At 59.4% G+C, this 25,758-nt stretch carries 27 protein-coding genes and 2 pseudogenes; 13 read left to right on the forward strand and 16 right to left on the reverse strand.

From position 1 onward, the window contains the following. The first annotated feature begins 420 nt into the window (after nt 1-420). From LPJ38_RS16280 to LPJ38_RS16295, 4 genes are all read left to right on the forward strand, one after another. Nucleotides 421-657, forward strand: coding sequence for a DUF6894 family protein (locus LPJ38_RS16280; protein ID WP_036043705.1), 237 nt, complete (start codon nt 421-423; stop codon nt 655-657). A gap of 346 nt (nt 658-1,003) precedes the next feature. Further along, nucleotides 1,004-2,164: a sensor histidine kinase gene (locus LPJ38_RS16285; RefSeq protein WP_145642273.1), complete on the forward strand. Its 1,161-nt coding sequence runs from the start codon at nt 1,004-1,006 to the stop codon at nt 2,162-2,164. Nucleotides 2,165-2,501: 337 nt separating this feature from the next. Then, a complete protein-coding gene (locus tag LPJ38_RS16290; RefSeq protein ID WP_231088665.1) occupies nt 2,502-2,819 on the forward strand; it encodes a response regulator in 318 nt (105 codons plus the stop codon). Between the two features lie 278 nt (nt 2,820-3,097). Then, complete coding sequence (locus LPJ38_RS16295; protein ID WP_074448679.1) at nt 3,098-3,295, forward strand: hypothetical protein; 198 nt, start codon at nt 3,098-3,100, stop codon at nt 3,293-3,295. A 102-nt stretch (nt 3,296-3,397) separates the two neighbouring features. Here the strand turns inward: LPJ38_RS16295 and LPJ38_RS16300 are convergent, their stop codons facing one another. The 3 genes from LPJ38_RS16300 to LPJ38_RS16310 all read right to left on the reverse strand — a co-directional run bounded on the left by LPJ38_RS16300 (nt 3,398) and on the right by LPJ38_RS16310 (nt 5,144). Beyond that, the gene (locus LPJ38_RS16300; RefSeq protein ID WP_157785226.1) at nt 3,398-3,541 is read right to left on the reverse strand and encodes a hypothetical protein; all 144 of its coding nucleotides are present in this window, start codon (nt 3,539-3,541) and stop codon (nt 3,398-3,400) included. Between the two features lie 76 nt (nt 3,542-3,617). Then, on the reverse strand, nt 3,618-3,956 hold the full coding sequence (locus LPJ38_RS16305) for a hypothetical protein (protein ID WP_036043701.1): 339 nt from the start codon (nt 3,954-3,956) through the stop codon (nt 3,618-3,620). Nucleotides 3,957-4,403: 447 nt separating this feature from the next. After that, nucleotides 4,404-5,144 carry a Crp/Fnr family transcriptional regulator gene (locus LPJ38_RS16310; protein ID WP_018642496.1) on the reverse strand — a complete coding sequence of 247 codons (741 nt, stop codon included), beginning with the start codon at nt 5,142-5,144 and terminating at the stop codon, nt 4,404-4,406. 212 nt (nt 5,145-5,356) lie between these two features. Between LPJ38_RS16310 and LPJ38_RS16315 the strand changes: the two genes are divergently transcribed. Next, entirely contained in the window at nt 5,357-5,608 is a 252-nt protein-coding gene (locus tag LPJ38_RS16315) for a DUF6894 family protein (RefSeq protein ID WP_036003776.1), read from the forward strand. Nucleotides 5,609-5,641: 33 nt separating this feature from the next. Continuing rightward, a complete protein-coding gene (locus tag LPJ38_RS16320) occupies nt 5,642-6,847 on the forward strand; it encodes an acyl-CoA desaturase (RefSeq protein ID WP_145642267.1) in 1,206 nt (401 codons plus the stop codon). An 80-nt stretch (nt 6,848-6,927) separates the two neighbouring features. Here the strand turns inward: LPJ38_RS16320 and LPJ38_RS16325 are convergent, their stop codons facing one another. Together LPJ38_RS16325 and LPJ38_RS16330 are read right to left on the reverse strand one after the other, a co-directional pair. Beyond that, a complete protein-coding gene (locus LPJ38_RS16325) occupies nt 6,928-7,152 on the reverse strand; it encodes a hypothetical protein (RefSeq protein WP_081494506.1) in 225 nt (74 codons plus the stop codon). 363 nt (nt 7,153-7,515) lie between these two features. Then, nucleotides 7,516-7,683, reverse strand: a complete 168-nt coding sequence (locus LPJ38_RS16330; RefSeq protein WP_167520780.1) for a hypothetical protein — start codon at nt 7,681-7,683, stop codon at nt 7,516-7,518. 247 nt (nt 7,684-7,930) lie between these two features. Here LPJ38_RS16330 and LPJ38_RS16335 point away from each other — a divergent pair, with 247 nt between their 5' ends. Continuing rightward, nucleotides 7,931-8,968, forward strand: a complete 1,038-nt coding sequence (locus tag LPJ38_RS16335) for an alpha/beta fold hydrolase (protein ID WP_145642264.1) — start codon at nt 7,931-7,933, stop codon at nt 8,966-8,968. Nucleotides 8,969-9,145: 177 nt separating this feature from the next. Next, a complete protein-coding gene (locus tag LPJ38_RS16340; protein ID WP_145642261.1) occupies nt 9,146-10,318 on the forward strand; it encodes an AI-2E family transporter in 1,173 nt (390 codons plus the stop codon). A gap of 163 nt (nt 10,319-10,481) precedes the next feature. Here LPJ38_RS16340 and LPJ38_RS16345 read toward each other — a convergent pair whose 3' ends face one another. The 4 genes from LPJ38_RS16345 to LPJ38_RS16360 all read right to left on the reverse strand — a co-directional run bounded on the left by LPJ38_RS16345 (nt 10,482) and on the right by LPJ38_RS16360 (nt 14,158). Beyond that, nucleotides 10,482-11,603 carry a PAS domain-containing sensor histidine kinase gene (locus LPJ38_RS16345; RefSeq protein WP_145642258.1) on the reverse strand — a complete coding sequence of 374 codons (1,122 nt, stop codon included), beginning with the start codon at nt 11,601-11,603 and terminating at the stop codon, nt 10,482-10,484. Continuing rightward, entirely contained in the window at nt 11,600-12,394 is a 795-nt protein-coding gene (locus LPJ38_RS16350; protein WP_167520779.1) for an alpha/beta fold hydrolase, read from the reverse strand. The genes LPJ38_RS16345 and LPJ38_RS16350 overlap by 4 nt, the downstream gene beginning before the upstream one ends. 473 nt (nt 12,395-12,867) lie before the next feature. Next, a complete protein-coding gene (locus LPJ38_RS16355; RefSeq protein ID WP_145642252.1) occupies nt 12,868-13,221 on the reverse strand; it encodes a hypothetical protein in 354 nt (117 codons plus the stop codon). Nucleotides 13,222-13,786: 565 nt separating this feature from the next. Beyond that, nucleotides 13,787-14,158 (reverse strand): hypothetical protein, encoded by a 372-nt coding sequence (locus tag LPJ38_RS16360; RefSeq protein WP_014493191.1) that lies wholly within the window; start codon nt 14,156-14,158, stop codon nt 13,787-13,789. 485 nt (nt 14,159-14,643) lie between these two features. On the opposite strand from LPJ38_RS16360, the gene LPJ38_RS16365 reads away from it, so the two are divergent. Then, nucleotides 14,644-15,321 carry a Crp/Fnr family transcriptional regulator gene (locus LPJ38_RS16365; protein ID WP_018642507.1) on the forward strand — a complete coding sequence of 226 codons (678 nt, stop codon included), beginning with the start codon at nt 14,644-14,646 and terminating at the stop codon, nt 15,319-15,321. A gap of 223 nt (nt 15,322-15,544) precedes the next feature. Here LPJ38_RS16365 and LPJ38_RS16370 read toward each other — a convergent pair whose 3' ends face one another. From LPJ38_RS16370 to LPJ38_RS16380, 3 genes are all read right to left on the reverse strand, one after another. After that, a complete protein-coding gene (locus LPJ38_RS16370) occupies nt 15,545-16,354 on the reverse strand; it encodes a transglutaminase-like domain-containing protein (RefSeq protein ID WP_041953380.1) in 810 nt (269 codons plus the stop codon). Between the two features lie 126 nt (nt 16,355-16,480). Then, entirely contained in the window at nt 16,481-17,365 is an 885-nt protein-coding gene (locus LPJ38_RS16375; protein ID WP_074448631.1) for a transglutaminase family protein, read from the reverse strand. A 77-nt stretch (nt 17,366-17,442) separates the two neighbouring features. Next, on the reverse strand, nt 17,443-17,835 hold the full coding sequence (locus LPJ38_RS16380) for a response regulator (protein ID WP_018642510.1): 393 nt from the start codon (nt 17,833-17,835) through the stop codon (nt 17,443-17,445). A 573-nt stretch (nt 17,836-18,408) separates the two neighbouring features. Here LPJ38_RS16380 and LPJ38_RS16385 point away from each other — a divergent pair. Together LPJ38_RS16385 and LPJ38_RS16390 are read left to right on the forward strand one after the other, a co-directional pair. After that, nucleotides 18,409-18,669, forward strand: a complete 261-nt coding sequence (locus LPJ38_RS16385) for a DUF1488 family protein (RefSeq protein ID WP_018642512.1) — start codon at nt 18,409-18,411, stop codon at nt 18,667-18,669. A gap of 49 nt (nt 18,670-18,718) precedes the next feature. Continuing rightward, a pseudogene (locus LPJ38_RS16390) lies at nt 18,719-19,606 on the forward strand (IS701 family transposase); the annotation flags it as partial. 132 nt (nt 19,607-19,738) lie between these two features. On the opposite strand, the gene istB reads toward LPJ38_RS16390, so the two are convergent. Next, entirely contained in the window at nt 19,739-20,548 is an 810-nt protein-coding gene (gene istB / locus LPJ38_RS16395; RefSeq protein WP_018270204.1) for an IS21-like element ISBj11 family helper ATPase IstB, read from the reverse strand. Next, nucleotides 20,545-22,059 carry an IS21-like element ISBj11 family transposase gene (istA, locus tag LPJ38_RS16400; RefSeq protein ID WP_039228609.1) on the reverse strand — a complete coding sequence of 505 codons (1,515 nt, stop codon included), beginning with the start codon at nt 22,057-22,059 and terminating at the stop codon, nt 20,545-20,547. Before istA ends, istB begins: the two co-directional genes overlap by 4 nt. Before the next feature lie 191 nt (nt 22,060-22,250). On the opposite strand from istA, the pseudogene LPJ38_RS16405 reads away from it, so the two are divergent. Continuing rightward, a pseudogene (locus LPJ38_RS16405) lies at nt 22,251-22,642 on the forward strand (transposase); the annotation flags it as partial. A gap of 311 nt (nt 22,643-22,953) precedes the next feature. Here the strand turns inward: LPJ38_RS16405 and LPJ38_RS16410 are convergent. Next, nucleotides 22,954-23,737, reverse strand: a protein-coding gene (locus LPJ38_RS16410) for an IS5 family transposase (protein ID WP_231088647.1) whose coding sequence is annotated in 2 segments (ribosomal slippage) — nt 22,954-23,008 and nt 23,007-23,737 — 786 coding nt in all. Because the reading frame shifts where the segments join, the coding sequence is not laid out codon by codon here. Between the two features lie 377 nt (nt 23,738-24,114). On the opposite strand from LPJ38_RS16410, the gene LPJ38_RS16415 reads away from it, so the two are divergent. Continuing rightward, nucleotides 24,115-24,360 carry a DUF6894 family protein gene (locus LPJ38_RS16415; RefSeq protein WP_145628328.1) on the forward strand — a complete coding sequence of 82 codons (246 nt, stop codon included), beginning with the start codon at nt 24,115-24,117 and terminating at the stop codon, nt 24,358-24,360. A gap of 220 nt (nt 24,361-24,580) precedes the next feature. On the opposite strand, the gene LPJ38_RS16420 is transcribed toward LPJ38_RS16415, so the two are convergent. Further along, complete coding sequence (locus LPJ38_RS16420) at nt 24,581-25,330, reverse strand: Crp/Fnr family transcriptional regulator (protein ID WP_145628326.1); 750 nt, start codon at nt 25,328-25,330, stop codon at nt 24,581-24,583. Between the last annotated feature and the right edge of the window lie 428 nt (nt 25,331-25,758).

Below are 25,758 nucleotides of genomic sequence, written 5' to 3' on the forward strand. Positions count from 1 at the left end.
GGTTCGGCTGACGCCCGAGCTTCTCGACCAGGTTGACGCATGGGCGCTCAGCCAGAAGCAGAGGCCTAACCGATCAGAAGCGGTACAACTGCTGGTGAAGACGGCGCTCGAAGGGCTGCGTGATCGGCCTATGCGCGAATCTCCAGAGTCGAATCGTGAGAGCCCTCGGATCCGCGCAAAGGAGCTTGCCTCTGACGCGCTCGACCGGCTGCCCGATACGGGTGCGACATCCGAAGACAGGGCAAGCCGGAAGAGCAGGCTGATGAAAGGTCCCGAAGAATTTCGCAAGGTCCGGCGGGACAGATCGAACAGTTGAGGCTGATCGTATGACAGGACGACAGCCGCATCGATGTCCGAGTCTTCAGGCAAGCGACGCACCGATTGGCGGGACTAATATGTGTTCAATTTCTGGAGCGCTCCATGAATCGGTATTTCTTTGACATCCAAAGTGGTCGCGATTTCTTTGCAGACGAGGAAGGTCTACCCCTTCCCAATCTGAAAGCCGCCGAAGTCAAAGCAATGCAAACCTTGACTGGAATCGCCCAGGAATCCGTCTTCCCAAGCAAGCGGGCGGATTTGGCAGTGGAAGTGCGCTCGAGCACCGAACAGCTGTTCTGCGTTTCGATAGTCCATCGGAACTCGAGCACCAAGCATTGAAGCCGGTTCCCCTAGGCCAATATGGTGGTGCTAGCTTGCATCCGCTACAGATCGACGCAGAGGTGCGCCGGGTCCTGCCCGCGACGTGAGTGGAACGATCGCTTTCCGATATCCCCGCGTCCTGCAGGGCAAGTGCAAAACGACCGTTGTACCGCAGGTTCCGGCCGCAAAGTCGCGTGGTTCTCCCCGCTGGCGGAGCCAGTTGTGACAGCTCGGGAGCCAGTGGCTATACTCTAGGCTCGGCGCTTCGGAAGGGCACGGCAATCGCGAGCAGCGGGCTTGTGCCTGCTCGATCTAGGGCTCGCGTCATCTACTTGGGGGCGGCTTTGAGTACTTGGGGGCGGCTTTGAGCAATTCCACTGAGCGGCCAAAGTACGAACGCCTGGCTGACTTCATTCGACGGAACCAGGCTCCGATCGTGAAGGAATGGACGGAGTTCGCTCGAACTCTGTCACCGGCCAGCGATCGAATGACGAAGTTGGCTCTGGAAGATCATATCTTCGATCTTCTTAGGTTTGTGGCGGACGACCTCGAAACCGCACAAACCCCGCGGGAGCGATTTGATAAATCGCGAGGCGACGGCCCGAAAGACAGCCCCTTTTCTCAAAGCGCGGCTGAGCTCCATGCCGCTCTGCGTCTGGCCGACGGCTTTAACATCGACCAGATGATCTCGGAATATCGGGCGCTTCGCGCAAGCGTCGTCAAGCAGTGGGTTGCTCATCATCGAAGCCTTGCGGACACCGATATTGAGGACTTGACGCGGTTCAATGAAGCGATCGATCAGGCCGTGACGGAGTCGGTGGCCCACTATACCAAGACGATAAATGACTCGCGCAACCTGTTTCTGGGCGTCCTCGGCCACGACCTGCGCAATCCTCTCGGCGCCGTTTCAATGGGCGCTCAGTGGATGGAGCGATCGGGGACAACCAACGCGAAGCAGGCCAAGGTTGTTTCGGAGATCAAGCTGGCCGCAGGGCGGGCGACGCGAATTCTGAACGATCTGCTCGATCTCACACGCTCGTCCTTCGGCACTCAAATCCCCGTTACAAAGACCGAGAACGACGTTGCGGCTCTGTGCCAGGAAATCGCAGATGAGTTTCGCGCCGTCAACGCAGATCGAAAACTTCAGGTCGCGACGAAGGGCGATCCGTTGGTTTCCTGCGACCGCGCCCGCCTGGGACAGGTGCTGTCCAATCTGATGGGCAACGCGGTCCATTATGGCGACGTAGCGACGCCCATCACAGTGACCGTCGCAGGTAACGATCCCGATGCTGTGACCATCAACGTGCACAATCTCGGCTCCTCAATCCCGCTTGAAGCGCAAAAATCAATCTTCCAATCCTGGACGCGAGGCCACGATGACGGAAGTCCGCCGGAGCACAGTACCCACCTCGGCCTCGGCCTCTACATCGCAAAATTGATCGTCGAAGCCCATGGCGGCGAGATCTCTGTGGCATCCAACGAAGAAACAGGCACGTGCTTTTCGATCCGACTGCCTCGCAGGTGACGGTCATGCTCTGAGTGGAAGGGGCGGCGTCGACGCGCTCACCCTGCGGCGATGGGCGGGCAGGGTCGCCAGACGCACATTGCCGACGGGGCGACTTCCACGCTCATTCGGCGGGTGGCGGCGCCTCATGGTGAACCCTCGGAAACCGTCAGCCGCATTGTCGATGCAAAGATTGCTCAGAAACAATCGGCCATTCGGAACGTCGGCTGCTGCCATCGCTTAAAGCCGTGACTGCGGATGTCCCGACCGGGTGGCGTCTCCTGCATTAGAAAGGGCTGATATGCCAGAGCAAAGCTCTCCTCGCGGCAGTTGCGTCTTGATCGTCGAGGACGAACCGATGCTCCTCTTGATGGCGAACGACATCGTCCAGGATGCGGGGCTGCATCCGCTCCTTGCCGGCAATGCCGATGAGGCCATCAGGATTCTTGAAACCCGACAGGATGTTTGCGTGGTCTTCACGGATGTCAGGATGCCTGGCTCGATGGACGGGCTTGGGCTCGTGGAGGCCGTTCGCGAAAGATGGCCACCGATCCAGCTCCTTGTGGTCTCCGCCCATCTGGTCAAAGGCTCTGAGCTACCCGATGGGGCAAGATTCTTCCGCAAACCATACCCGTCAGAGGCGATCATCTCGACGCTCCGAGAGCTTGCTGCCTGATCGTGAAGAGCGTTTGTCCGCACAACGGGTTGCTGAACGCCTTTGGCGCCGGCGTCGCTCCGATGCCCATCTGTGCTCGCGCGCTTCGCATTTCCTGTGGGGTGTTGATCCTGCGGGCGCCGAGCGCCGGCCTCACCAGCTTCTACCACCTGATCAATATTGACCAGCGCGTCGTACCTTAAATTGCTACGCCTGATCCATCACCGCGCGGCCCTCGGCATCTGTCGGTGATGAGAACGCTGTCGCGCTCCCGCCTTCCCTGGGAAAAGGAGCACGCTATGCAGCGACGCCGAATCAAGCAAACCACCTCCTTTGAAGAACGCCTTGCCGAGCATGGGCGAGCCCTTCGTCAAAAGGCGAAATCGCTTCCGCCAGGTATTGAGCGGGAACAAACCATCCGCAAAGCTCGGCAGGCGGAGACCGGGGCTCAAATCAGCGAATGGCTGTCCACACCCGGATTACCGGCTCCCGAATGAAGGAACGGGAGGTCGCTGCGTTCGAGCAGCATCAGAAAGCAGCATGATGTTGCGCGCGGATCCTGCTGGCAGGCCCCGCGCGCCGGCTCACGATCATTGCGTTCAGTCCCGGTCGTTCGCCTCTTCCTTGATCACGGGCGGTGTATGGCCGAGCTCAATCTTTTGAGCCAGTTGCGCCCGCTCCTTGTCTGCCGGCTGATCTTCTCCGCGGACGCGCATGATGCCGTGGTCTGATGTCTTGGTCATGATGACCTCCTGCCGGACCAATCCCGGCTTAACCACAACGTTCCAAATACGGAGAGCCGCGGGCGGAGCGGTCGCGTCATTCCGGTTGCTTCGCCACAATTGGCTGCGGCCTCGTTCTGAAACGTCGCCTGAGCCGCTTCCATTTCATCTCGATCCAACGCAACACGGCGAGGAGAGGTTTTTGCAGGATCGGCATGTCCTGCGCGATGAGAAGAAGTCCAAGGGGGAGCATCCAGAGGCCGAAGAGGGGCAAGAAGCTGAAGATGCCCCCGAGAATGAGTCCCCCCGCAACGATGATCCGGATCCAGAGTTTGGATGGCTCCCGCAGCCAGCGAATGAAAGTCCCGACTTTCGTGGGCACTGAACGCTCGATCAATGTGAAGTATCTGTTCAGCCCTACTGTGACGGAGGCCATGCCAAATCCGATTCGCGTGAGTGTTAAAGAACCGCATCGCAAAATGCTGCTCGGAACTAAACCGGCTGGGGGCGAAGTGTTCCCAGGTCGTGGTTGGGATCGGCTTTCTCGATTGCGGCAGCCAAGCGACTTCACAAGAGATGCGCCATCAAACAAAAGCCGCTCGGGCGTTACACCGAACGGCTTTTCTTCGCGGCTCCCAGTCTCCTGGTTCTGCCGCCCAACTCAAGCCGCCTCCTCACCCCTTTGTTCCCTCGGGCGTCCGGCTGTCAGCTAATCGGTGGCGCAGATGAGACGAACGATGACTCTCCGGCTGCCGCATTCTTCAATGAGTGCAGAATTCCAACCTGCCCTAGAGCTGTCTCTGGGATGGCAGATGGTCGAAGAGGTTCATGGGCGGCCCTCTGTTCATCCGTCCGCGCCGCCGTTTGACGAAGGGGCGTAACGCTACGTGGCCGTCTTCGGCAGGTGGAGGTATCCCGCGTCGAAGTCTCCGACTTCCTGGAGCCGGGTCCAATCAAGCACCGTCAAGTGCCGGCTTTCGAGGTTGATCAAACCCAGCTTGCGCAGCTCCTGGAGCACGCGGTTGACGTGAACAATCGAAAGGCCCATGGCATCGGAAAGCTCTTCCTGCGTGATCGGCAGTTCGCATGAGTAATCTTCCACAAGGCCCATGGCTCGCGCACGGACGATATATTCGCACATAAAATGCGCTGCCCGGCCTAGCGCCTGCCGTCGTCCGATATTGGTGATCCATTCGCGGAACATCGCCGCATAGATAAGTGTTTCACGCCAGAGGGCCGCCGCGACGCGGGCTTGGCGTTCGCACAGGCGCTGCAGATCCTCGTGCTGAATGAAGCCGACCTTGCAAGCCGTGATCGTTCCGATGCTGATGTCCAGCGTCTGCAGGTGCAGGCTCTGAAGGTCCGGCATGTCGCCCGTGATGTGGAATGCGAGGATCTGGCGCTTGCCCTCGCCTGTCATTTTGAAGGCGCAAGCCACGCCATCGGCAATGACGAAAGATCGGCTCGGGCGATCCCCCTCGCGTACGATGTCCTGATGGGCCTCGATCACCCTCTGATCGATCGGGAGCGCCAGTATCGCCTTCCGCTCTTCGTCAGAAAGCGGGAAGACAGTTTCCAGCTTGCGGATCAGCGGGTGAGTATTCCTTACATTGGCCGCAGACACTTGAAAGAGCCTTCGAATTCAGTTCCACAAATTAGCATCGTTGCTGTCCCTGAGTCTGTTCCTTTTTGACGATTTAAGCCGGGTTCCGTGAGCAGCGGTTCTTCTAGGAACGGAGTGGGATGGCGAGTATTGTCGCCTATCTCCCGTGACCATCAGGCGATCCGGAGACTGAGAGATGCCACGCGCTCCCCGCCAAAATGAAGGAGCGTCCCATGCCGCGCTATCATTTTCACATTATGGACGGCAAGGCTGGTCTCGATCACCACGGCACCGAGCTTGCCGACCTAAATGCTGCAAAGGAAGAGGCCGTAAAGCTGGCGGGTGAAGTCCTTCGAGAGTCGAAGCCGGGCGACATATGGGAAATCAAATCCTGGAAGCTTCTCGTCAATGGCTATCCCTCGCCCGAGACGGGCCGCACTTATTTTACGTTGGCCCTGTCCGCGGCGGATGATGTGTCTGCTTGACGGGCCCCATGCCAAACCGCTGAGGTCGTCAGAGTGTCTACCCATATTCATGCGGATCAGGAACACGACATCATATACCCGCAGGTCCTTCCGTTTCTGCTGATCCACGCCGGTTGCCTCCTGGCGACATGGTCGGGCGTCTCGTGGCCAGCGGTTGCGATGTGCATCGTCTTATATTGGTTACGCATGTTCGCGATCACTGCTGGGTATCACCGGTACTTCTCGCATCGAGCCTACTCAACGAGCCGAACGTTCCAGTTCGCTCTTGCGTTCCTCGCCCAAAGCAGTTCCCAAAAAAGCGTACTTTGGTGGGCTGCGAAACATCGACATCACCATCTTTACTCCGATACGGAGAAAGACGTGCATTCGCCAAGCCAAAAGGGCTTCGTTTACAGCCACGTCAGCTGGATTTTCGATCGGCAGCACGATGCGACCGATTTGACGAAGATTTCGGACTTTGCGTCGTATCCTGAGTTGATGTGGCTGCACAAATTCGAGCTTTTGCCTGCGATCGTGACGGCAGGTCTTTGCTTCCTCATTGCGGGATGGTCAGGACTCGTGGTCGGATTCTTCTGGAGCACCGTGCTCCTGTATCATGCAACGTTCTGCATCAACTCCCTTGCACATGTTCACGGCCAAAAGAGATATGTTACGGGTGATAACTCCCGCAACAACTGGCTTCTGGCTCTGTTTACGATGGGCGAGGGGTGGCACAACAATCATCACGCCTACCAAAGCAGCGCCAAGCAAGGCTTTCGCTGGTGGGAGATCGACGTAACTTATTATATTCTGGTGGCCTTATCCTGGCTCGGCATCGTCTGGAACTTGAAGACGCCGCCGGAGCAGGTTCTCCGCAACGAGCAACGCTTGGGATCTCGTGTCATCAGGCGGACAGCCGAGCAACTTGTTCGTCGTTTCAATCCCGAGGGCATCGCACTGGCGATCAGATCATCGGTCCATCAGACTGACTTGTTCCCGAGGGACGTTGTGTTGAAGGGGCACCCTCGCGTGGACATGCATCTGCCCCACATGCCGACTCGCGGCCAATTGCTGGCGGAGGCCCGCGTGATGTTCGCGAAGACGACTTTCTTGGATGATATCGTCGATCGCGCTCACGAACTCCTGTTCGCATCGGTCGCTTCCTACTTGGCCGTTCCGCCTCTCGTGGCCGCCAAAAATCCAGATCTTGAACGAAAACGTAGGATTGTGCGCGGGCGACCGCATGTAAGACCAATGTGAACTGGCAAAATCCGGCACGCGAGCTCTTTCCTCACAGAGGCCGTTTCGCTCCTGATGAGGACCGCCGGAGCGTTGACTTCTCAGCCCAAGAAGGTTCGCACCTTTGTCACGGCGTCGTAAATTTCGATCTTGAGCTTCGGGTAAGTCGATTTAAGTGTGCGGCCCGACGATTCCGCAGCTTCCGCTGTGTCAAACCTCGACTTGAAATGCCCGTCGACAATGACCACAAATCCGTCCGCTGGCGGTCTGTCGGCACGTGGCGCTTTCGGCTCGGGCTCGTCAACTGAGTGAACTGGTTTTTTCATCGGAACTCCCATGAATCGCAGAAGCGTGGCAAGCGGCTCCCTGAGACCGACGGCATGCCGCAAAAGAACACTTATGCCGGCATCAGGGGCTGGCAGCCGAGTTGCGTCTCAGAGTGCAGACAGCAGACAGAGGGCACAAGCTTTGCCGCCGCCAGGCTCTGACAGGAACGACTCTCCCGTCCTGAGGTTGTCGTATTGGTCTGTGGCGCGATAACTGACCCCTCAGCTCGCGCCATCCACCCGGGATGGCTCATCGTGGGACGCGCGTCTTGCGATGAGTCGATTCTCGGAAGGGTGTCTCAGTTGGTCCTCAGGTTCTTTCCGCGGCTCTTCGAAGAGGCAAAGTCGCGGGCGTTGTCGGACCTATTCGGCGGGCTTCTCTTTGCGCGGAGACGGGAGCGTTCGATTTTCGTCAGTCTGCTCCGCGTCACCGGGCTTTTTGCCCGCCATATTTCCCGGATTGTAGTGATACTTACCTTCCGGATTTTCGCCGGGCTGCTTCTCATCCGGGCTTCTGTTGTTGTTTGCCATTTATCCAGTCGCTTTCTTGGCAAGAGTAACAAGGTTGAACAAGACCAACGTCCACATGTTCCACGCGATCATTTCTTGCCCCCAGCGCGCTGGGCCGATTAATTGGGAGTGACCTGGACCGGCGACAGCGACAACGAAGCGCTCCAAGGTACGTTTGGAACGAAGACTCGGCACCGACGGTTGACGATAGCCTGCAACATTTCTCAATCTCCCTGAGGCATCGTGCAGACCACCAGAGGTACTGCACATGGAACTCCCGCGAACACGCTCGCCCTCGCTCCAATCTGACTACACCACTCCCTTGCGGCGACATCCTGCGCTTGCGGCCTTTGCAGGGGCAGCTTCCCTCCTCGGGGCCATGGCGATCGTAAATGGGCGAGTCGCCAAGAAAGCGGAACGCGATAACCCGCCTCGCGGGCAGTTCTTGGAGATCGATGGCGTCCGACTGCACTACGTGGAACGCGGCAACGGCCGTCCGCTTGTGCTCCTGCACGGCAACGGCAGCATGATCCAGGATTTTGAATCCAGCGGCTTGATCGACCTGGCGGCCAACCGGTTTCGGGTGATCGTATTCGACCGCCCCGGATTCGGACACAGCTCGCGGCCGCGGAACGTGATATGGACCCCGGAAGCCCAGGCCGATCTGTTCAGAAAGGCGCTTGATCGGCTGAGCGTTCAGCGGGCGATCGTGCTTGGACATTCGTGGGGTGCGGCGGTCGCTCTTGCGCTGGCAACAAGACATCCGTCATTTGTCGAAGCTTTGGTGCTCGCATCAGGCTACTATTTTCCAACCGTCCGTGCTGATGCGGCGGCATCTTCGATGTCTTCGATGCCCGGGATGGGCGATGCGATCAGTCACACGATCTCGCCGATCGTCAGCCGCCTCTTGTGGCCTTCCATGTTGCGAAAGATGTTCGGTCCGCGGCCAGTCCCTGACAAGTTCGTCGGTTTCCCCAAGGAGTTGGCGTTGCGACCGTCACAGATGCGTGCCAGCGCGGCGGAGGCAACGTTGATGATCCCCGCTGCATTTGAGTCGTCGAAGAGCTACGACCAACTCAAGATGCCCACCATCATCATCGCCGGCGATGAGGATCGCCTCATCGATATCAACAAGCAATCGGTCAGACTTCACGGCGAGATCACTCACAGCAAGCTGCACCGCGTCGCTGGGGCAGGGCACATGATCCAACAGTCTGCCACGACTCAGTTGATGGCGGCCATCGATGAAGCCGCTGCCGCGACCGATATTGGCGGGAATGCGCCGCACCGGTTCGCGAGCGCCTAGGAACGCTCCGGCGGGGACAGGTGTTGCACCTTATTCTTCAGTTGGCGAAGAGGCCCGCCGCGGCCGAACCGCCAGCCGCACCGACTGCTTGTCTGGCTAGAGGCTCCTGCAGCCGCATCGCGCCCTTACGGCCGTGCGAAGCTGACTCAGCCGTCGGGGGCAAGCCCCCGTATCGGGATGGAGAAAAGCGTCGTGGTCTCGCTGTCAAAGTTGCCGCATGAGCCCCCCTCGTCCCCAGGGCAGAATGTCAGCGTGCCGCAACCGGCTGTCTCGCCACCGCAGGCGGCCGACGATATCGAAATGCCGCTGCCGTCCAGTCCGCAGACGTTCTTTCTCGGTAGTCTGCTAACCCTGGCGGTGCTGGCAGCTGTTCATGCGGCAAGCTCGATCATATTGCCCGTGGTGCTCGCCTTCGTGCTGCAGCTCATTCTCCAACCCGCTGTGCATCTGCTCGACCGTATAGGTCTCCCCCGTGCCATCGGAGCGCTCTTGGCGATCCTGGTGGTGGTGGGAGCGCTCGTGGGCTTTGTGGCAGCCTTGTCGCTACCTGCCGCGACCTGGGCGGAGAAATTGCCGGAGGGTCTACCTCGCCTCGAAACTCACCTGGTCGTCCTGAAGCGGCCGATCGAAGCGCTCCAGAAAGTCATCCAGCAGGCCGAGCACGTCGCCGACGCTCCCGACAGGAAAGGTGCAATCGTTTCGGTCCGCAGGGATCTTGGCCTTACCGGCGCGCTCTTCGCGGGAACGCGCGCCGTCATCGACGGCCTGTTTACGACCGTGCTGGTGCTCTATTTTCTCCTGGTGGCAGGAGACATCTTTCTACGACGCATCGTCGAGGTCCTCCCGAATTTTCGCGACAAGAGGCAGGCGGTGGACATCTCCCAGCAGGTCGAAGCGGACATATCCGCCTATCTTCTTACTATCACGGCCATGAATGCCGCAGTGGGAATCGCAACGGCCGTTGCGATGTATTTCTGCGGACTTGGAGACCCCTTGCTGTGGGGAGCCGCGGCCTTCCTGCTCAACTACGTTCCAATTCTGGGACCGCTGCTGGGGACCGTCATGTTCCTCCTGGCCGGAATGTTGAGCTTCGACAGCTTGTGGTGGGCCCTGCTGCCGCCAGCCCTCTACTTCGGCATCCATCTCGTCGAAGGCGAAACCCTGACGCCCCTGCTGCTTGCCCGACGCTTCACCCTGAACCCGGTGCTGGTCATCCTGTCGCTGGTGTTCTGGTTCTGGATGTGGGGCGTGCCTGGCGCGATCCTGGCCGTTCCGATGTTGGCCATCCTCAAGATCGTCAGCGATCGCGTACGCCCGCTCAAGGCTTTGGGGCACATCCTCGAAGGCTAGAGCATGATCCGGAAAAGTGCGTAGCGGTTTTCCGAGAAGATCATGCTCAAACAATAACCTGCAGCGCGATGACGATTCATCCTAATCGCATCGCGCTAGTCCGGTGTGCTCCCCGAGAAGATTGACGACCGGGCCGCTGGAAGGAGGCCATTGCAGTGTGCAGTCACGCCAGCGGCATCGAGAAACTGAAGCGGGTCTCGGCGGGCGTGGATGCGACGGTCAAAGCACCTCCATGGGCTTTCGCAATCTGAGAGGCGATGTAGAGTCCCAATCCAAGCCCTTGCTTGCTCGCACGAGCCTTGCCCCGGAAGAACGGCTCGAACAGCTTGTCCATCACGGCTTGCGGAATAGCCTCACCCGCATTGGCGACCCAGAGCTCGAACGATCCATTCTGCGTCTCGGCGCGAACGGTGATGGGCTTGTCGGCCGCACCATGTGTCACAGCGTTGCCGAGCAGGTTGGAAAGGAGCTGGCCGATGCGGATGCGATCGCAGTTTACCGGCCCGTCGACGGCAAACTCGAATTCGATGACGCGACCGGGCGAAGCCAGCCTCAGTTCGTCGATCACCTGGGCAAGGACGGGCTCCAGCGGTCCTTTCGCATCGTATTCCAGGGTAATGCCGCCGCCCAGACGACCGCGTGCAAAGTCGAGGACGTTGTCGATCATCGAGGCCATGCGCATGACCGTCGTCTGCATCATGGCGACGATCTGCTGCTCCTTCTCATTCTGCACGGTACGGCCGAGAAGTCTCGCGCCAGCGCTGATGGAGGCGAGAGGATTGCGAAGATCGTGACCAAGTACGGCGATGAACTGTTCCCGCAGTTCGGAGGTTTCGTGCTCGAGCAGCAGCACTTCTTGCGTCGCCCTTTCGGCAGCAATGGCCAATTCTCGGCCGGCGAGGAGCTCCTGTTCGTAGCGCCGTCGGTCGGTCGCCTTGATCAACGCAAGACGGATCAGCAGCAGCTTTCCATCCGCATCGCGGCGCTCGTTCGCGTTGGCGATCATGTGGAGCGGCTCACCGGCAGCGGTCACCATGTCGATAGCGAATTCGTTGAAGAAGCCCTGCATCCGCAGCAGCGGCGCGATATGAGTTTCGTAGTAGATGCGGCCTGGCATGGTCAGGAAATCGGTGAAACGCTTGCCGGCTATCTGGTCTGCCGCGTGCCCGCTCCACGCCAGCAAGGTCAGGTTGACGTGCGCGATACGGCCGTTCGCGTGCAGGGTGACGTACCCGCACGGTGCGTTGTTGACCATGTCCTCGAAGTCTGGACCGGAGGTGCTCACGAGACGAAAGCTCGCATCGCCGCGATGACCTGGTCGGGCGCGCTGAGGTTCGGGCAATGGCCGGTCGCATTCAGGACGATCATCCGGCCGTCGGGAATATTGCGGGCAACAAACGCGCCGACCTCCTGGGAGGCGATGATGTCCTCCTTACATTGGAGGACGAGGACTGGAACGGAAACTTCCGCGAGATCCTTGCGATTGTCGGAGGTGAAAGTCACACGGGCGAACGCTTTGGCAATATCGGGGTCCGTGCGGCAGAAGCTGTTCGTGAGCTCCTGACCGAGTTCGGGCCGGTCGGGATTGCCCATGATCATCGGCGCCATCTGTGTTGACCAACCCATATGGTTGGATTCGAGAAGCGCGAGCAATTCATCGATCTGCTCGGCACTGAACCCGCCAACATATCCTTCGTCGTCGATGTAGCGGGCTGAAGGGCCGATGAGCACGAGCTTGCCAAACATGCCTGGCGCTTGTCGCGCCGCCAGCACGCCAATCATGCTGCTGACGGAATGTCCGACGAAGACGCAATCCTTCAAACCTAGCTCGGCGCCGATTTCGACCACGTCGTCGGCGTAACCGGACAAGGTTGAATACTTGGCCCAGTCATAGGCCGACAGATCGGATCCGCCGGCGCCGACGTGGTCGAATAGAACCGTCCTGAAGTCCCTTTCGAACGCCGGAGCCACGAACCGCCACATGTTCTGATCGCACCCGAAGCCGTGGGCGAAGACCATCGCCCGGTCGCCCGCGCCACGAACGTGAACGTTATTCCGTTCGGTTACATTTGCCATAAAGCCTCCCTTACGCATCATCGTGCAGTTTTCTATCTTTGCTAAGCGCAATGCGGCCCTGGCCAGGAGCACTCGTCGAGCTTTGGCTCCAGGGCAGCGTCTCGGTTCTGCGTCGCCCAGATCAGAACCATCAGGAACATCGTGATTTCCTACCCGTGTAGATCACCAGCTGCCGGATATCGCTCGAGCCATCTGATGCAATCTCGAACGGCCCCAACGCCGGGACAGTTCCAGCGGGAAGCTGGCCGCGCTTCAATGGAATGATCTGGCGAGATCAGAGCCCGCGACTGGCGACGCGCGAGGCGCGTCCTGCGAACTGTCGATCCACTCCGCGTCCGAAAGTCACATCTTCGATCTCGAGGGGGTGCATCTGGGATGCGGTAGTTGACTGCTGTTCACACTGATGACGTCTCAGCCATTGTCATGGCGCGCCCAATGTCGCTTGACCGACGAGACCCCACGCCATCTCGAAATCATCTCCTGGGCGGAAATGTGCCACGAGTGACGGCTCCACTTGCATCCGCTTCATCGTCGCGCCGAACCAGATAGACCAAAGGCGAGTCGTCCGCAGCGCTCTCCGTCTTCGCGTCGACGTAATACACTTCTTCTGCTGGATCGGCGCGACGCACCCTAATCGGAGACGTCCCATCCCAAAGCGGTCTGTGTCCGAGCGTCATTCGTTTCAAGTCCTCTAGGAGCCATTGCTCCTGGCCGAGTTCTCTGGCCTGGAAAAGCGTGGCAGCCATGAGCGCTAAGATCGGCTGGCCATCGATCTCCAGCACGAACACGCCCGCAGGTAATTCCTCGGTTTTCACTGGCACCATCATCTGAACCACTCCTTTTCTCGGCCGGTCGAAGCGGTCGAGGCCCCCCGGGCGAGATTCGGGCCTCTTGTCCGTCGACGCTTGCGCTCCGTACGTTCCTCGTCCGATGTAAGGCGCATCGCCCGCTGTCGACCGCGCCTGGCACGGCTGGCAACGAGCCGGCGGCCCCTAACTTTATCTTGTCTTGCAATGCTTGACTTCGTCATCAGGGACAGCCGGTTCACAGCTTGCGTCTGGCAAGGCTTCGCAAGGAAGACGCGATCTGCCGCCGCTGATTGCGGTCAGGTCCTGGGGGGAGCGACCGAGCAAACCGGAGCATCTGATGGCGCAGTTGAACGAGCTGCGAGACGCTGTAGCCGATTGTTTTGTCTGTTCGCTTGCGCAGAAGTGACGGCATGACATCGACCATGGCCTGGCGGCGCGCTGACTTTCCCTCACCGAGAGCTACGGAAGTCATATTGAAGCCTGGCTTGTCGCCTTGGTGGTCAAAATTGCTCACTCGCAAGTAAATGTGCTGAATCCGGCGAGCCGGAAGCGTACGCGTCGGTCGTTGCCTGCCTTCAGGATGTTAGGTCAGCCTATGAAATGCCGGGGGCAATGCTTCTCGAACCAGTTCACTTAGATCCAAGGTCTCGCCACTTTCGGAAATGTCAGAGAACAGGACCTCCACGAAGGGATGTTGGCGGTTGAACGCGGCACCTCGCTCGTATTTCGCGCGCACAATCCGTTGGAGTGCGGGGAGGTTCAGTCTGCCAAGCGCATTGTATTGATCTCGGAAAAGACTTTGACGTCCTCCAAGATGCTCGACGGATTCCGCCCAGACGTCCATCACCTTCCGGCTCATGAATGCCTCGACCTGCTTGTTGCCATCCCGTGCAATGAGTCGGAGCCCGTCCATCGTGTGCGGTCCTTCATCGATTCGAAAGCGCGCAAGTGGCATGGAATCCTCCTGTTGTCGGCGACCTATTCAGGCCGGCAGCCTGTCGCGGGGCGTTGCACTCAATTGGCCCGATGGTCCGATCAGACACACAGGATATGGGTATGGAAGCGTCGAATAGCGAGGGGGTGCAAAGCAGGGCCCGCAAGGAGTTCGGGCGCTGCCTAACTCCATGGTGAGCTATATTGACCAGCGCGTCGTGCCGCCGGGTCGGCATACTTCCATGCTCCATCGTAAAGTCGTGCCACGCGCAGGGCGACCGTCGCTTCGCCCGAGAATGCCTGCTGATGGGCGCGCAATGAGCCGCGCCCTTTGGAAAGTGGCTCTTCCCTAGAATTGCGAACAATCAGGGAGTAAATTCTGCCCAATAGGGCCGCTGCCGCAAGGTCTGGCCGGCAAGGAGCAACCGTTCGTCGCTTGGTCAAGAAAGCCGTTCCCTGGCAGCAGATCGAAGCGAACAAGTTTGGTCGATTCAAAGGAGTCCACGCGTGGCGAAGCCGTCCAAGGACACGTTCGATCCCCAACATTTTCTCGGCAAGGTGGGCGCCGGCAAAGCCATTCTGACGTTTCGCAAGAACCAGCATGTGTTTCAGCAGGGCGACGCTGCTGACTCGGTGTTCTACATTCAAAGCGGCAAGGTCAAGCTGACGGTCGTTTCGGAGCAGGGCAAGGAGGCAGTCGTCGCCATTCTCGAGCCCGGTCAGTTCTTCGGCGAGGGATGCATGAATGGTCATCCTCTGCGGATCGCGACGACAACGGCGATGGAAGATTGCGTCATCACGTCGATAACCAAAGAAGCGATGATGTCGGCTATCCGTGAAGAGCCGAAATTCTCCCAGCTGTTCATTTCGTATCTCTTGACCCGAAACAGCCGGATCGAGGAGGACCTGATCGACCAGCTATTCAATTCCAGCGAACGGAGGCTGGCTCGCCTGCTGTTGCTGCTCGCCAATTTCGGCAAGGAAGGCAGTCCGCAGCCGATCAGCGCGAGCATCAATCAGGAGACGTTGGCTGAAATGATCGGAACGACACGATCGCGGGTCAGCTATTTCATGAACAAGTTTCGAAGATTGGGGCTCATCAGCTATAACGGCCACATCGAAGTCCACAACTCATTGTTGAGTGCGGTGTTGCACGAGAAGCCTGTGCTGAGAGAGCGCGACTAGAGGGACCGCCCCAAGCGACGGCCCCAGAGCGTGGGGGCGCAATGAGGCCGTCATTTCCTCGGATGCTGTGGGGGGCGTTTGCATCCGGTCGTCCTTACCAAGTTGCGCCACCGACATTCGTTCCGGCAGAAGCTCAACTCGCTTTCGTACGGTCAAGTCGAGTCGCAAGTCCGGGATCATTTCTCTGGAGCGATTCAGGGCTCAGCCTCACTTCATCCTGTGCTCACGAATGGATCTCGTCGGTCCACACCTTGAAGCTGACCAAGGTGTTAGGGCCAAACGTCTGGGTAATTGGCACGTCGGCCGCGTCACGTCCTTGAGCGATCAGAACACGTCCAATCCGGGGGACGTTGTTGCGTGGATCGAATGTGTACCAACGTCCGCCGATGTAGGCTTCGAACCATCCCGCGAAGTCTCCTGGGGCGTAGGGGGGAGGCATGCCGATGTCGCCGAGATAGCCGGTGCAGTATCTGGCGGGAATGTTCATGCAGCGACAGAACGTGATGGCCAGATGCGCGAAGTCTCGGCAAACGCCCTTGCCTTCGTTGAAGACGTCCCGGGCCGTCTTGGTTGCGCGCGCGTGTTCGTAGCCGAATTGAATGTGATTGTGAACGAAATCACAGATCGCCTGAACACGGGCCCATCCGGGCGAGACCTTCCCGAAAAGTTTCCACGCGACATCGGACAGATGATCGGTTTCGCAATAGCGGCTGCCGAGCAGATATACGATCGTCTCTGCCGGCAAGTCCTCGACCGCGTGTTGGGTAGCCGAGGGCACAACGACGTCCGGCAAGCCGGTGTCGCGAACGATCCCGTCAGCGGCCAGGCGCATTCGACCGGCTGGAGCAACGATGCGGCTGCACCAATTACCGAAGCCGTCACGATAGGGGACGATCGCAACGGAGGGCGTGGTGGTCAGATAATCGGGCACGACGACGTCCGATGCCCGAGAGAAATGAACGCCCAGGACCATGATCATGGGTGTGTGCTGCGGAAAGTCGTAGATCATCTCATAGCCGACCCGGATCTTCACTCGGCGTCCTCCAAAGTCGACAAATTGCCGCGGCTGCTTCGATCTCGATCGTGCCTATCGAGCGTGGCGTTCGGAAGTTCCAACGCGCTGGCGGGGGGCGTGTTCCTGCCTCTTCATTGAGCGACATTACGACAGAGCCGCCGCTGTTTTGACGTTCACGTCCACATCCATCCCAAGCTCGTCCTCACGAGCTCCCCAATAAGTGCCGAACAGGGGAATGGCCTGGCTTGGGACTCTGGCCACCGCCACGCGGATCAGATCGCGGTTTCCGACGATTCCATTGGTCGGATCGAACTCGACCCAGCCGGAGCCGGGGACGTAGATCTGGCACCAGGCATGGGTGGCTCCCCCGCCCAGCCAGACAGGACCATCGCGATCCGGTACGTAGATATAGCCGGTGATAAAGCGTGCGGCGAAGCCGAGGCTTCGTGCAGCTTCAATCATCAAGACGGCAAAATCCCGGCAGGTGCCCTTCCTGCGTTCGAGTGTCGTAGAAGGACTTTGCGTTCCTGGCGCCGTGCGGCGGTCGTAGGCGAAGCCATCCGAGATTGCTTCATTGAGGGTCATCAGGACCTGTCCGGTAGAACGTCTGGTCCCGCGCACGAGAAACGTGTCCAGCCACCTGCCGAGATGGTCTTCCGGGTCTGAGAACCATCTCTGAACATAGGGTGCCAGGTCGGGCGCCTCCTCCGCCTGATACGCAAACGGATGGTCCTTCGCGTGGTCCTCAATTCTGAAGTCGGGCGCGTTCTCCGGCGTGTGGTCGACCTTGATGACACACTCGAATCGCAAATTGTCGCTGTCACAGCCAAACTCGACCTGCGCAACACAATTCCCGAAGACATCGTGCAGCCACCTCACCTCAGAAGGCTCGGGCGTCACATTGAGCGAGAAATCAATCAGTCGCTGGTCGAAACTATCGCGCGGCCGTGCCATTAATTGATGTCGGCCGAGCCTGACCGCGCGCCGGTACCGATATGTCGTGATATGCCGGACGAGGAAGATCGCCATGGTACCGCCGATCGACGAGAGGTGAGAGCTTGCTCGCTGGCCGCTTGACGCGGAGAGCCGGACGATGGTGGGTCCTCTCACGCGCCTCGGGCGTGGCCAATCATCCTACGAATACCAGCTTTGATCTGCCAAGCCTGGAGCGGCTTACCATAGAACTCGCTGCAAGGGGGAAGATCGATGCTCGGCGGGTTCAATTTCTCGGACATCAGGATGAGGTCGATTGCCGGCCACCGTCTACGCACGGTGTGCGCAAGGCCTATGCCGTCTATGCTGCCCGGCAGCTGGATGTCGGCGCAAACGAGCGCGATGTCGGATCTGGAGCTCAGGATTGCGAGGGCTTCGTCGGTATCCAGCGCTTCCAACGGCGTGTAGCCGGCGTCTTCCACCATGCCAACTGCGCGCCTGCGGAGCACCATCTCGTCTTCTACGACGAGAACGAAGGCTGGAACGCGTGATGGACCGAACGTCATTGAGACTCACGGCTGCTGTGGGTGCGCACCGATGATCGGCACGCCCCTCTATGGTTCCTGTCTCGCTGCCGCATCCCTTTGTCCGTTGAGATGCAATTTCATGATCTCAGAGAGTTGCGCCGCTGCGGCCCGCGGGCGGCTACCATTGAATGAGCACCGCACCAGCGATCACAAACGCGAAGAAGATCGGCAGAACGACCGGCGGCACCAGCCACTCGCGCAGTCCGAATCTTGAGATGTTTGACATATTGACCGCCTTTTGGTCGCGGCGGGAGCACGATGCTCTCAGTCACCGATAACAGCCGGGAAGCACGCGGTGATATTCAAGATATGGTGCCCGTCCGCGGAATAGCGAGGTCAGGCAGAAACTATTTGCTGTGACAGGGCGAACGGGATTGTAGTTCGCCTTCCACGTAGCCATCTAAGAGTTTGCGGCGCCTCAACGCTCTTCCAGCGCCAGGTTTGGCACCGTCGCTCGCAAGGGCGGTCGCAGATCGGCCGTCCAAAAGGTAAATCGCGTCGAGCTGGCAAGGCAAGGAAGTCACCTTTCCACAACGGATCGGCTCCGGCCACATGATCGAGTTTCCAAACCATAGCCGTTCATACGACCGCACGCGGCGTGCCGTACGGTTCTGGGGACACGATAGCGCCATTGAGGCATCGTTTTTCATCGAAGAAGAAGCGCTGAAGCGAATTCAACCCGATACCGGTTACGATGAGTCGAGCCTTCTCCACGCTTTCGATTCCAATCGGGACTTGATATGCGCCGCCGCCGCCAAGGTGTACGTTCGCGGTACCAGGGGCTCTTACGATCTGGTCGCCGGCAATTTTTGACCCGATCGGCGCCTGTTAAGGGTTTCGCCCCCATAAGACTCGGCAGCGGATGTGTCCTCTGTATGTCGCGGGACTGATCGGTCCTGGCGATCGTAAGAGTGTTCAGCCGATGGCGGAGCGCCTTGCCACGGGCTAACTACGACCAACTGCACCATTTCATTGCGGACGGATGTCTGGGACGCGACGCCGCTGGAGACAGAGCTGCTCAACCAGGCGGACCGACTTGTCGGCGGTAGCGATGCGGTGCTGGTTATTGATGACACCTCACTGCCGAAAAAGGGGGAGCGATCTGTCCGTGTTGCGGCTCAATACGCGTCGGCTCTTGGCAAAACGGCAAATTGCCAAACGCTGGTGTCTTTGACGCTTGCGCGAGGTGAAGTGCCGGTGATGATCGCTTTGCGTCTCTTTCTGCCTGACAGCTGGACTAGCGACCTGTCTCGTCTAAAGCGCGCTCGCGTGCCGGTCGAACATCGAACGGCACGGTCCAAGCCGGAAATTGCTTTGGCCGAGATTGACCGCGCGATTGCAGCTAACGTGCGCTTTGGATGTGTACTGGCGGATGCGGGATACGGGCTCAGCGCACCGTTTCGACAAGGATTGACAGAGCGCGGGCTGGCTTGGGCCGTCGGCATCCCTCGGCATCTCAAGGTGTATCCGGTCAATGTGAAGCTCATTTGGCCGATTACCAAAGTCCGCGGGAAACCCCGGAAGCACCACGTACCAGATATTTTGTCGATTGCGGCAGAACAAATGCTGGCGAGCGCCAGGTGGAAAACCGTGAGTTGGCGCAGCGGGACGAAAGGTCGACTGAAAGCCCGATTTGCTGCTGTCCGTGTCCGCACCGCCGACGGAACCTCCGCAGCGGATATGGGATAAGGGTCAGCAGCATCTCCCGGGCGACGAAGCCTGGCTCATTGGCGAGCAACGTGCCTCAGGGTATAGCGCGACGATCTGGGTCGGAAGAGCGCGGCGATCAGGATGGCGAGTCAGTGTCGCGGCGCGATGATGATCGCCGCGATGATTGTCGCGCGCAAGAGTTTTGTTTGCTTTGATTGTCGCGGAGCGTCAATCAAGCGAGCGTTTTTTGTGTCGCGTGCTCCGGTGGCCGCCCTGGACCACGCTTTCGCTCGAGGGCAGTCCGCCTGCGATAGCTCTCGACGTTCATCTCGACGATGGTGGCGTGGTGAACAAGGCGATCGATCGCCGCGAGGGTCATAGCTGGGTCCGGAAAGACCTTGTTCCATTCTCCAAAGGGCTGATTGGCGGTGATCAGCAAAGAGCGTCGCTCGTAGCGTGCGCTGATGAGCTCGAACAGCACACTGGTCTCGGCCTGGTCCTTGGTGACATAGGCAAGATCGTCCAAGATGACGAGATCGAAGCGATCGAGGCGGTTGATGGCGCCCTCGAGGTTGAGCTCGCGGCGAGCCACCTGGAGCTTCTGCACGAGATCGGTGGTGCGGGTGAACAGGACGCGCCATCCGTTCTCGATGAGGGCCAAGCCGATTGCTGCCGCCAAGTGGCTCTTGCCTCCACCGGGCGGACCAAACAGCAGCAGATTGGCGCCCTTGCCGAGCCAGCCGTCGCCGGCGGCGAGTGCGGTCATTTGCGCCTTGGAGATCATCGGCACGGCCTCGAAGTCGAAGCTGTCAAAGGTCTTTCCGGTAGGCAGCCGCGCCTCGACGAGATGGCGCTCGATGCGGCGGCGGCCGCGCTCAGCGATCTCGTGCTCGGCAATGGTGGCGAGGAAGCGCGCCGCCGGCCAGCCTTCTTTATCGGATTGCTCGGCAAATTGCGGCCACAGCGCCTTGATGGCGGGCAGCCGCAGCTCGTTGAGCAACAGATTGAGGCGCGCGGTGTCGACTACGTTGGTTGTGCTCATGCGGCGCCTCCGATCTCGGCGGTACCGATGAGGCATTCATAGGTGGCGAGCGGTGCGAGGCGTACCACGACGTTCGGCACCTGGGCGGGATCCGGGGCGAAGTGAGTACGTAGCCGGTTGAGGTCGGGCAGCCGGCCGTCGTTCAGGTCAGCCGTGAGCTGATTGGCGAGTTCGGCCTCGCAACCGCGCTCATGGGCGAGTGCGAGGAGATCGACCATGATCCGGCAGGCCTTCTTGTCCGGTAAGCGTTTGCGCAAGACGTCGAAGGCTCGGCGGTAAGCTTCCCGGGGGAACAGCTGGTCGCGGTAGACCAGGTTGAGGAGCGCCATCGGCTTGCGCCGCAAGGAATGGATCACGTGCCGATAATCGACGACCTGATCGTGCTTGCCATTGGGATGCGGCCGCCCGCGCGGCAAGGTGAGGAGATGCGTGCCGCCGACAAACACGTCGAGGTGATCGTCATACAGGCGCACCCGCAGCCGATGGCCGATCAAGCGCGACGGCACCGTGTAGAACACCTTGCGCAAGGTGAAGCCGCCGGACGACGTCACGTGGACGATCACCTCTTCATAGTCCGACGTGCGGCGGTCCGGCAGATCCTGAAGTGCGCTACGTTCACTGTCGATCCGCTTGGCGTTGCGGGCATTGCGGCGGCTGGCGATCTCATCGATGAAGCCACGATAGGCAGCTAGATCGTCGAAGTCGGCGGTGCCACGCAGCAACAGCGCGTCGCCGATCGCTCGCTTGAGATGACCATGCGAACTCTCGATCGCCCCGTTCTCGTGGGCGATGCCACGATTGTTGCGGGAAGGCCGCATGCCGTAATGGGCACAGAGGTCTTCGTATCGCCGCGTCAGATCGTCTTTGGCGTCGCGGTCGAGATTGCAAAAGGCGGCCGACAGGCTGTCGGTGCGATGCTCCCGTGGCGCCCCACCGAGTGACCACAAGGCATTCTGCAGGCCTTCGGCCAGAGCGACGAAGCTCTCACCGCCGAGCACGACATGGGCGTGCTCAAACCCGGAATAGGCCAGCCGGAAGTGATAGAGACGATGGTCGAGCGGTACGCCCGCGATCGTGACACCCAATTCGCCCATGTCGGTGAAGTCGGACAGGCCGCGCTGACCGGGTTCGTGGGTCTGGCGGAAGATGACCTCCTGCTCCTCGCCGTGGATCGCCCGCCAGGCCCGGATCCGGCGCTCCAGCGTGCGACGGATGCCGGCGCCGAGCTCGGGATGGCGTCGGAGCAACTCCTCGAAGATCGTGACCGGCCGCACACCGGGGGCGGCCTTCAGCATCGGCGCGATATCTGTCTCAAATACGCGGGCCAAGGGATCTGGCCGGCGACGGCCGCGGGGAGCCTTCTTCTGCGACGGAAGGCGTCGATCCTTCTCGATCCGGTAAGCGGTCGAGGTGCTGAACGAAGCCTTGGCGGCGGCCACGGGTGGGCTATCGGTCTGACGGTACTTCATGTAGAGCCTCATTTGGTGATCGGTAATGTGTCGGCCTGGCACGCGAGTGATTCCTCTTGGCGGAAGAACCACTTGCATAACCAGCCGGCCGCGATCACCAGTCGGCGCGGTCCGCTGTGGATCGCGCCGACGCCGGGCTCGTAACTCCGGTCGGGCTACGCCCTCCCTGCGTCACGAGCCCGGCGTAGCCCTCTCATCATGGTCGACGCTCCACTTCCATCCTGTTCGCCGCGCGGCACTCAGGGGAGAAAAAATACTATCTGGCCAACCTGCCTGCGTCGACGGATCTGCGCACACTGGCCGCCACCATAAAAGCACGATGGATCTGCGAGCAGGCGCATCAGCAGTTGAAAGAGGAGCTTGGACTTGATCACTTCGAAGGGCGATCATGGCAAGGTCTTCATCGTCACGCACTAATGACCATGATCGCCTACGCCTTCTTGCAATACCGTCGCCTCGCACACGCGGGGCGGAAAAAAAAGAATCAACGGGCCTCCGCTCAGCCAACCATGCCCGCAGTACGTCACGCCATCGTCGATCTCATCCTACGGCAGCCATCGCAGCGATGCCCCTACTAAGACGTATCCGTGAAAAACTGCAGCACAAACCAATTCTGCCAAAGTAGTGCTAATAGGACAGAGCTAAACTCTATTAACTACCAGTAGTCGCCCGGGTTGCTTCATGATTTGCCGGTAAAAAGGCACTGCCGCGCCGCCGGATGAAGTCTATCTTTCAGAATTACCGACAAACAGACTGAGACTCCATCTGCCTACAGGCAGAGGCAGAGGGGTTCATTTGGCTCGACCCAGCCGGTCCAAAAACGGCATCAGCCAGCGTTCAAGTTCGTCTTCCCATCCCGCCATGGTCAGCCCTCCAAGAGCCGACCACCCAAATCATTGAAAAATTGATTCGGGAACCCTATAAATCGCGGCAAAATCAACTTTCTGCCAAAGTAGTGTTAGGAGGCGCGGACTCATTAGCACGCAGCCATTCGGATTGATGCGAGCTTGACGAACGCCAGATAGTTGGCTGCGAGTTTGTCATATCGGGTTGCGACACGCCGACTTTGCTTGATCTTGTTGAAGAACCGTTCCATCAAGTTGCGCGCGCGATACAGATACGGGCTGAAGCAGATCGGGTCTTTGCGATTTCGTTTCGGCGGAATGTTCGCCCATGCTCCTTGCTGGCGGGCAAGCTCCCTGATCCAGTCCGCGTCGTATCCACGATCCGCGAGTAACATGGTTTGTGGGAGCAAGGCGCTGAGGAGAACCGAACACAGCCGATTGTCATGCGCTTCACCGGGCGTGAGGGCGAGATGGACCGGCAGGCCATTGGTGTCCACCACCGCGTGAATCTTGCTAGTGAGGCCTCCTCGCGAGCGACCCATAGCTGGATGATTGTTGTCCGAGATACACGCTCCGTGCTGGTGCACGCGCACGACGGAGGTGTCGATCATCTGCACCGCCGCATCATGACCGGCGGCCAGCGCATCCATGATCCGGTCCCAGACGCCCGCCCGTCGCCACCGCACAAAGCGACTGTAACAAGTGGTGCGGGGACCATAGGTCTCAGGCAGGTCGCGCCATGGGGCACCTGAGCGGAGGACCCAGAAGATGCCACTGAGCACGCGACGGTCGTTCACACGCCGAACCCCACGCGGTTTGTTCGGCAGCATCGGTTTGATGGCGGTCCATTCGTAGTCGCTGAGTTCGTAGCGCATGATTCGAGACTCCGGTTTTGGAGCTTGAATCACGTCTCGGGCAGCGCCACCAAGCCGCAATGACCGGTCGCGGTCCTGCTAATGCTCTGAATTTACTTCCGCTTCGGCGGCAAAAAGACATTATCGGACTTGCTGCTGGCCCGGCCGCGTCGCGAATGACCCAAAGCAGGCCGGCGAACGCTCTATAAGGGGTAAATTATCTGCCTAGGAGGCAAGGGACAGCCCTTCGTACACGCGGCTTGCCACGGGACGCTCTTCGCGGACTTATTGCTTGGAACATGACCCATGCGCCCGGATTGTCCTTTATCACCGGCTTCTACCAGGCGTCCGCTGACTGAGAGACACGACAGCGCTCCCCGCCCAGACGGAGGAGCACCATGCCCCGCTATTATTTTCATGTCTTGAATGGCAAGAACTTTGTCGATGACGTTGGAACCGAGGCTGATGACATCGAGGCTTTGAAAGCTGAAGCAGTGGCATTCGCAGGCGGAATTCTGAAGTCTGAGCGGCCCACGGATATGTGGAGGGGAATAGCGTGGCAGATGAGGGTGACCGACAGCCCGGTGCCTGATGGCGGTCAAACTCACCTTACACTCTCCGTAACAGCGACGGCCTCCGAGTAATCTAAAGGGTCTATAAGACCGCACACGGCAACTTTTCCGCACGCAATGCGTATTACGGTCATGAATCGTCAGCGGCACAAGCAAGTCCTTGAATAGAAGTTGGAGCCCTGTCGCGAAATGGCGCGGCAGTTTCCGATCGGGCTACGGCAGAGTTGATCCGGGAGCTAGAGGCTGATCTTCGAAAGCAACTTAGCGCCCTCGAAGAGAATAGTGATACCTCTTAGCCAGGGCGCACACCACCTGTTGGAGACCTATCCGTCTTGCCGCCTTCAAGGTGCAGATAGTTGGGATTGAAGCCGCCGAATTTACGTAGACGATCAATGTCGGGGATGGTCAGGACATGTGATTCAAGGCCTATGAGGCCTTGGCGTCGCAGGGATTGCAGGGCCCGATTCACGTGAACGGTAGACAGTCCCATCGTGTCGCCCAGCTCTGATTGTGAAATCGGCAGAGAGAATTCGCCGTCCCTAACAAGGCCGACCGAGGCCAGCCGCAGGTGAAGCTCGCAAAACAGATGAGCGATGCGCTGAACCGCGTCGCGCTGACCAAGATTTACCAGCCACTCCCTTAGGGTTGCTTCATCGACAAGGTTCGACCACCACAGCGCACGAGCAATCGCCGGGCGGCCAGTTAGTTCCAAAACTCTGGCACGAGGAATTGCGACCATTTCACAGGGGGAGAGGGTCTCAATTGAATGGTCCATCGCCTTCAGGATGAAAATGTGCAAATCGCAAAAGTCGCCTGGAACAAGATACGCAAAAATCTGACGCTGCCCGTTTGCAAGCACCTTGGAGCGACAGGCGAAACCGGAGAGTACGAGGTGAACGTCGCTTGGCGCATCCCCTTCTTGGATAATGCTGGTCTTTGCAGGGACCGATCGTCGTCCTGTTGCAACCGCGTCAAGAAGTCGCCTGTCCTCAGCAGGAAGCTCGCCAAACAGCTCCAGCTTGCGCGTAAGAGGATTTGGCACTTCTTCAATCTCCTAATGGGACAGAGCTAAACCCCATTAACTACGAGCAGCCGTCCCGGTTGCTTCACGATATGCCGGTAAAAAGGCACTGCCGCGCCGGATGAAGTTTATCTTTCAGGCTTACCGACAAGTCCCTCTACCTCACCTTGTCGGCATTTGGCCCCGTGGCCGACTTTGGCTCGCGGTGTAAGTTGTCCGCTTTCGGCAGATGATCCGACCAACTCATGCAGCCCAACGAAGGCTATGGCGTGCTCCTTGTCTTGAGCCCCCTTGCCAGCTTCTCGTGCTGGCAGGGCCGGAGCACGGTCGGACCATTCCATTAGCGGGCATCCCACCATCGCTACTAACCCCTTTTGGGACGCAGTTTGAGCCGGTACGATACCGCCACCTGAGCCTGGGGCGGACCATGAGGCGGCGCGAATTCATCC

Source organism: Bradyrhizobium daqingense, assembly GCF_021044685.1.
In the GTDB taxonomy this organism is placed as follows: domain Bacteria; phylum Pseudomonadota; class Alphaproteobacteria; order Rhizobiales; family Xanthobacteraceae; genus Bradyrhizobium; species Bradyrhizobium daqingense.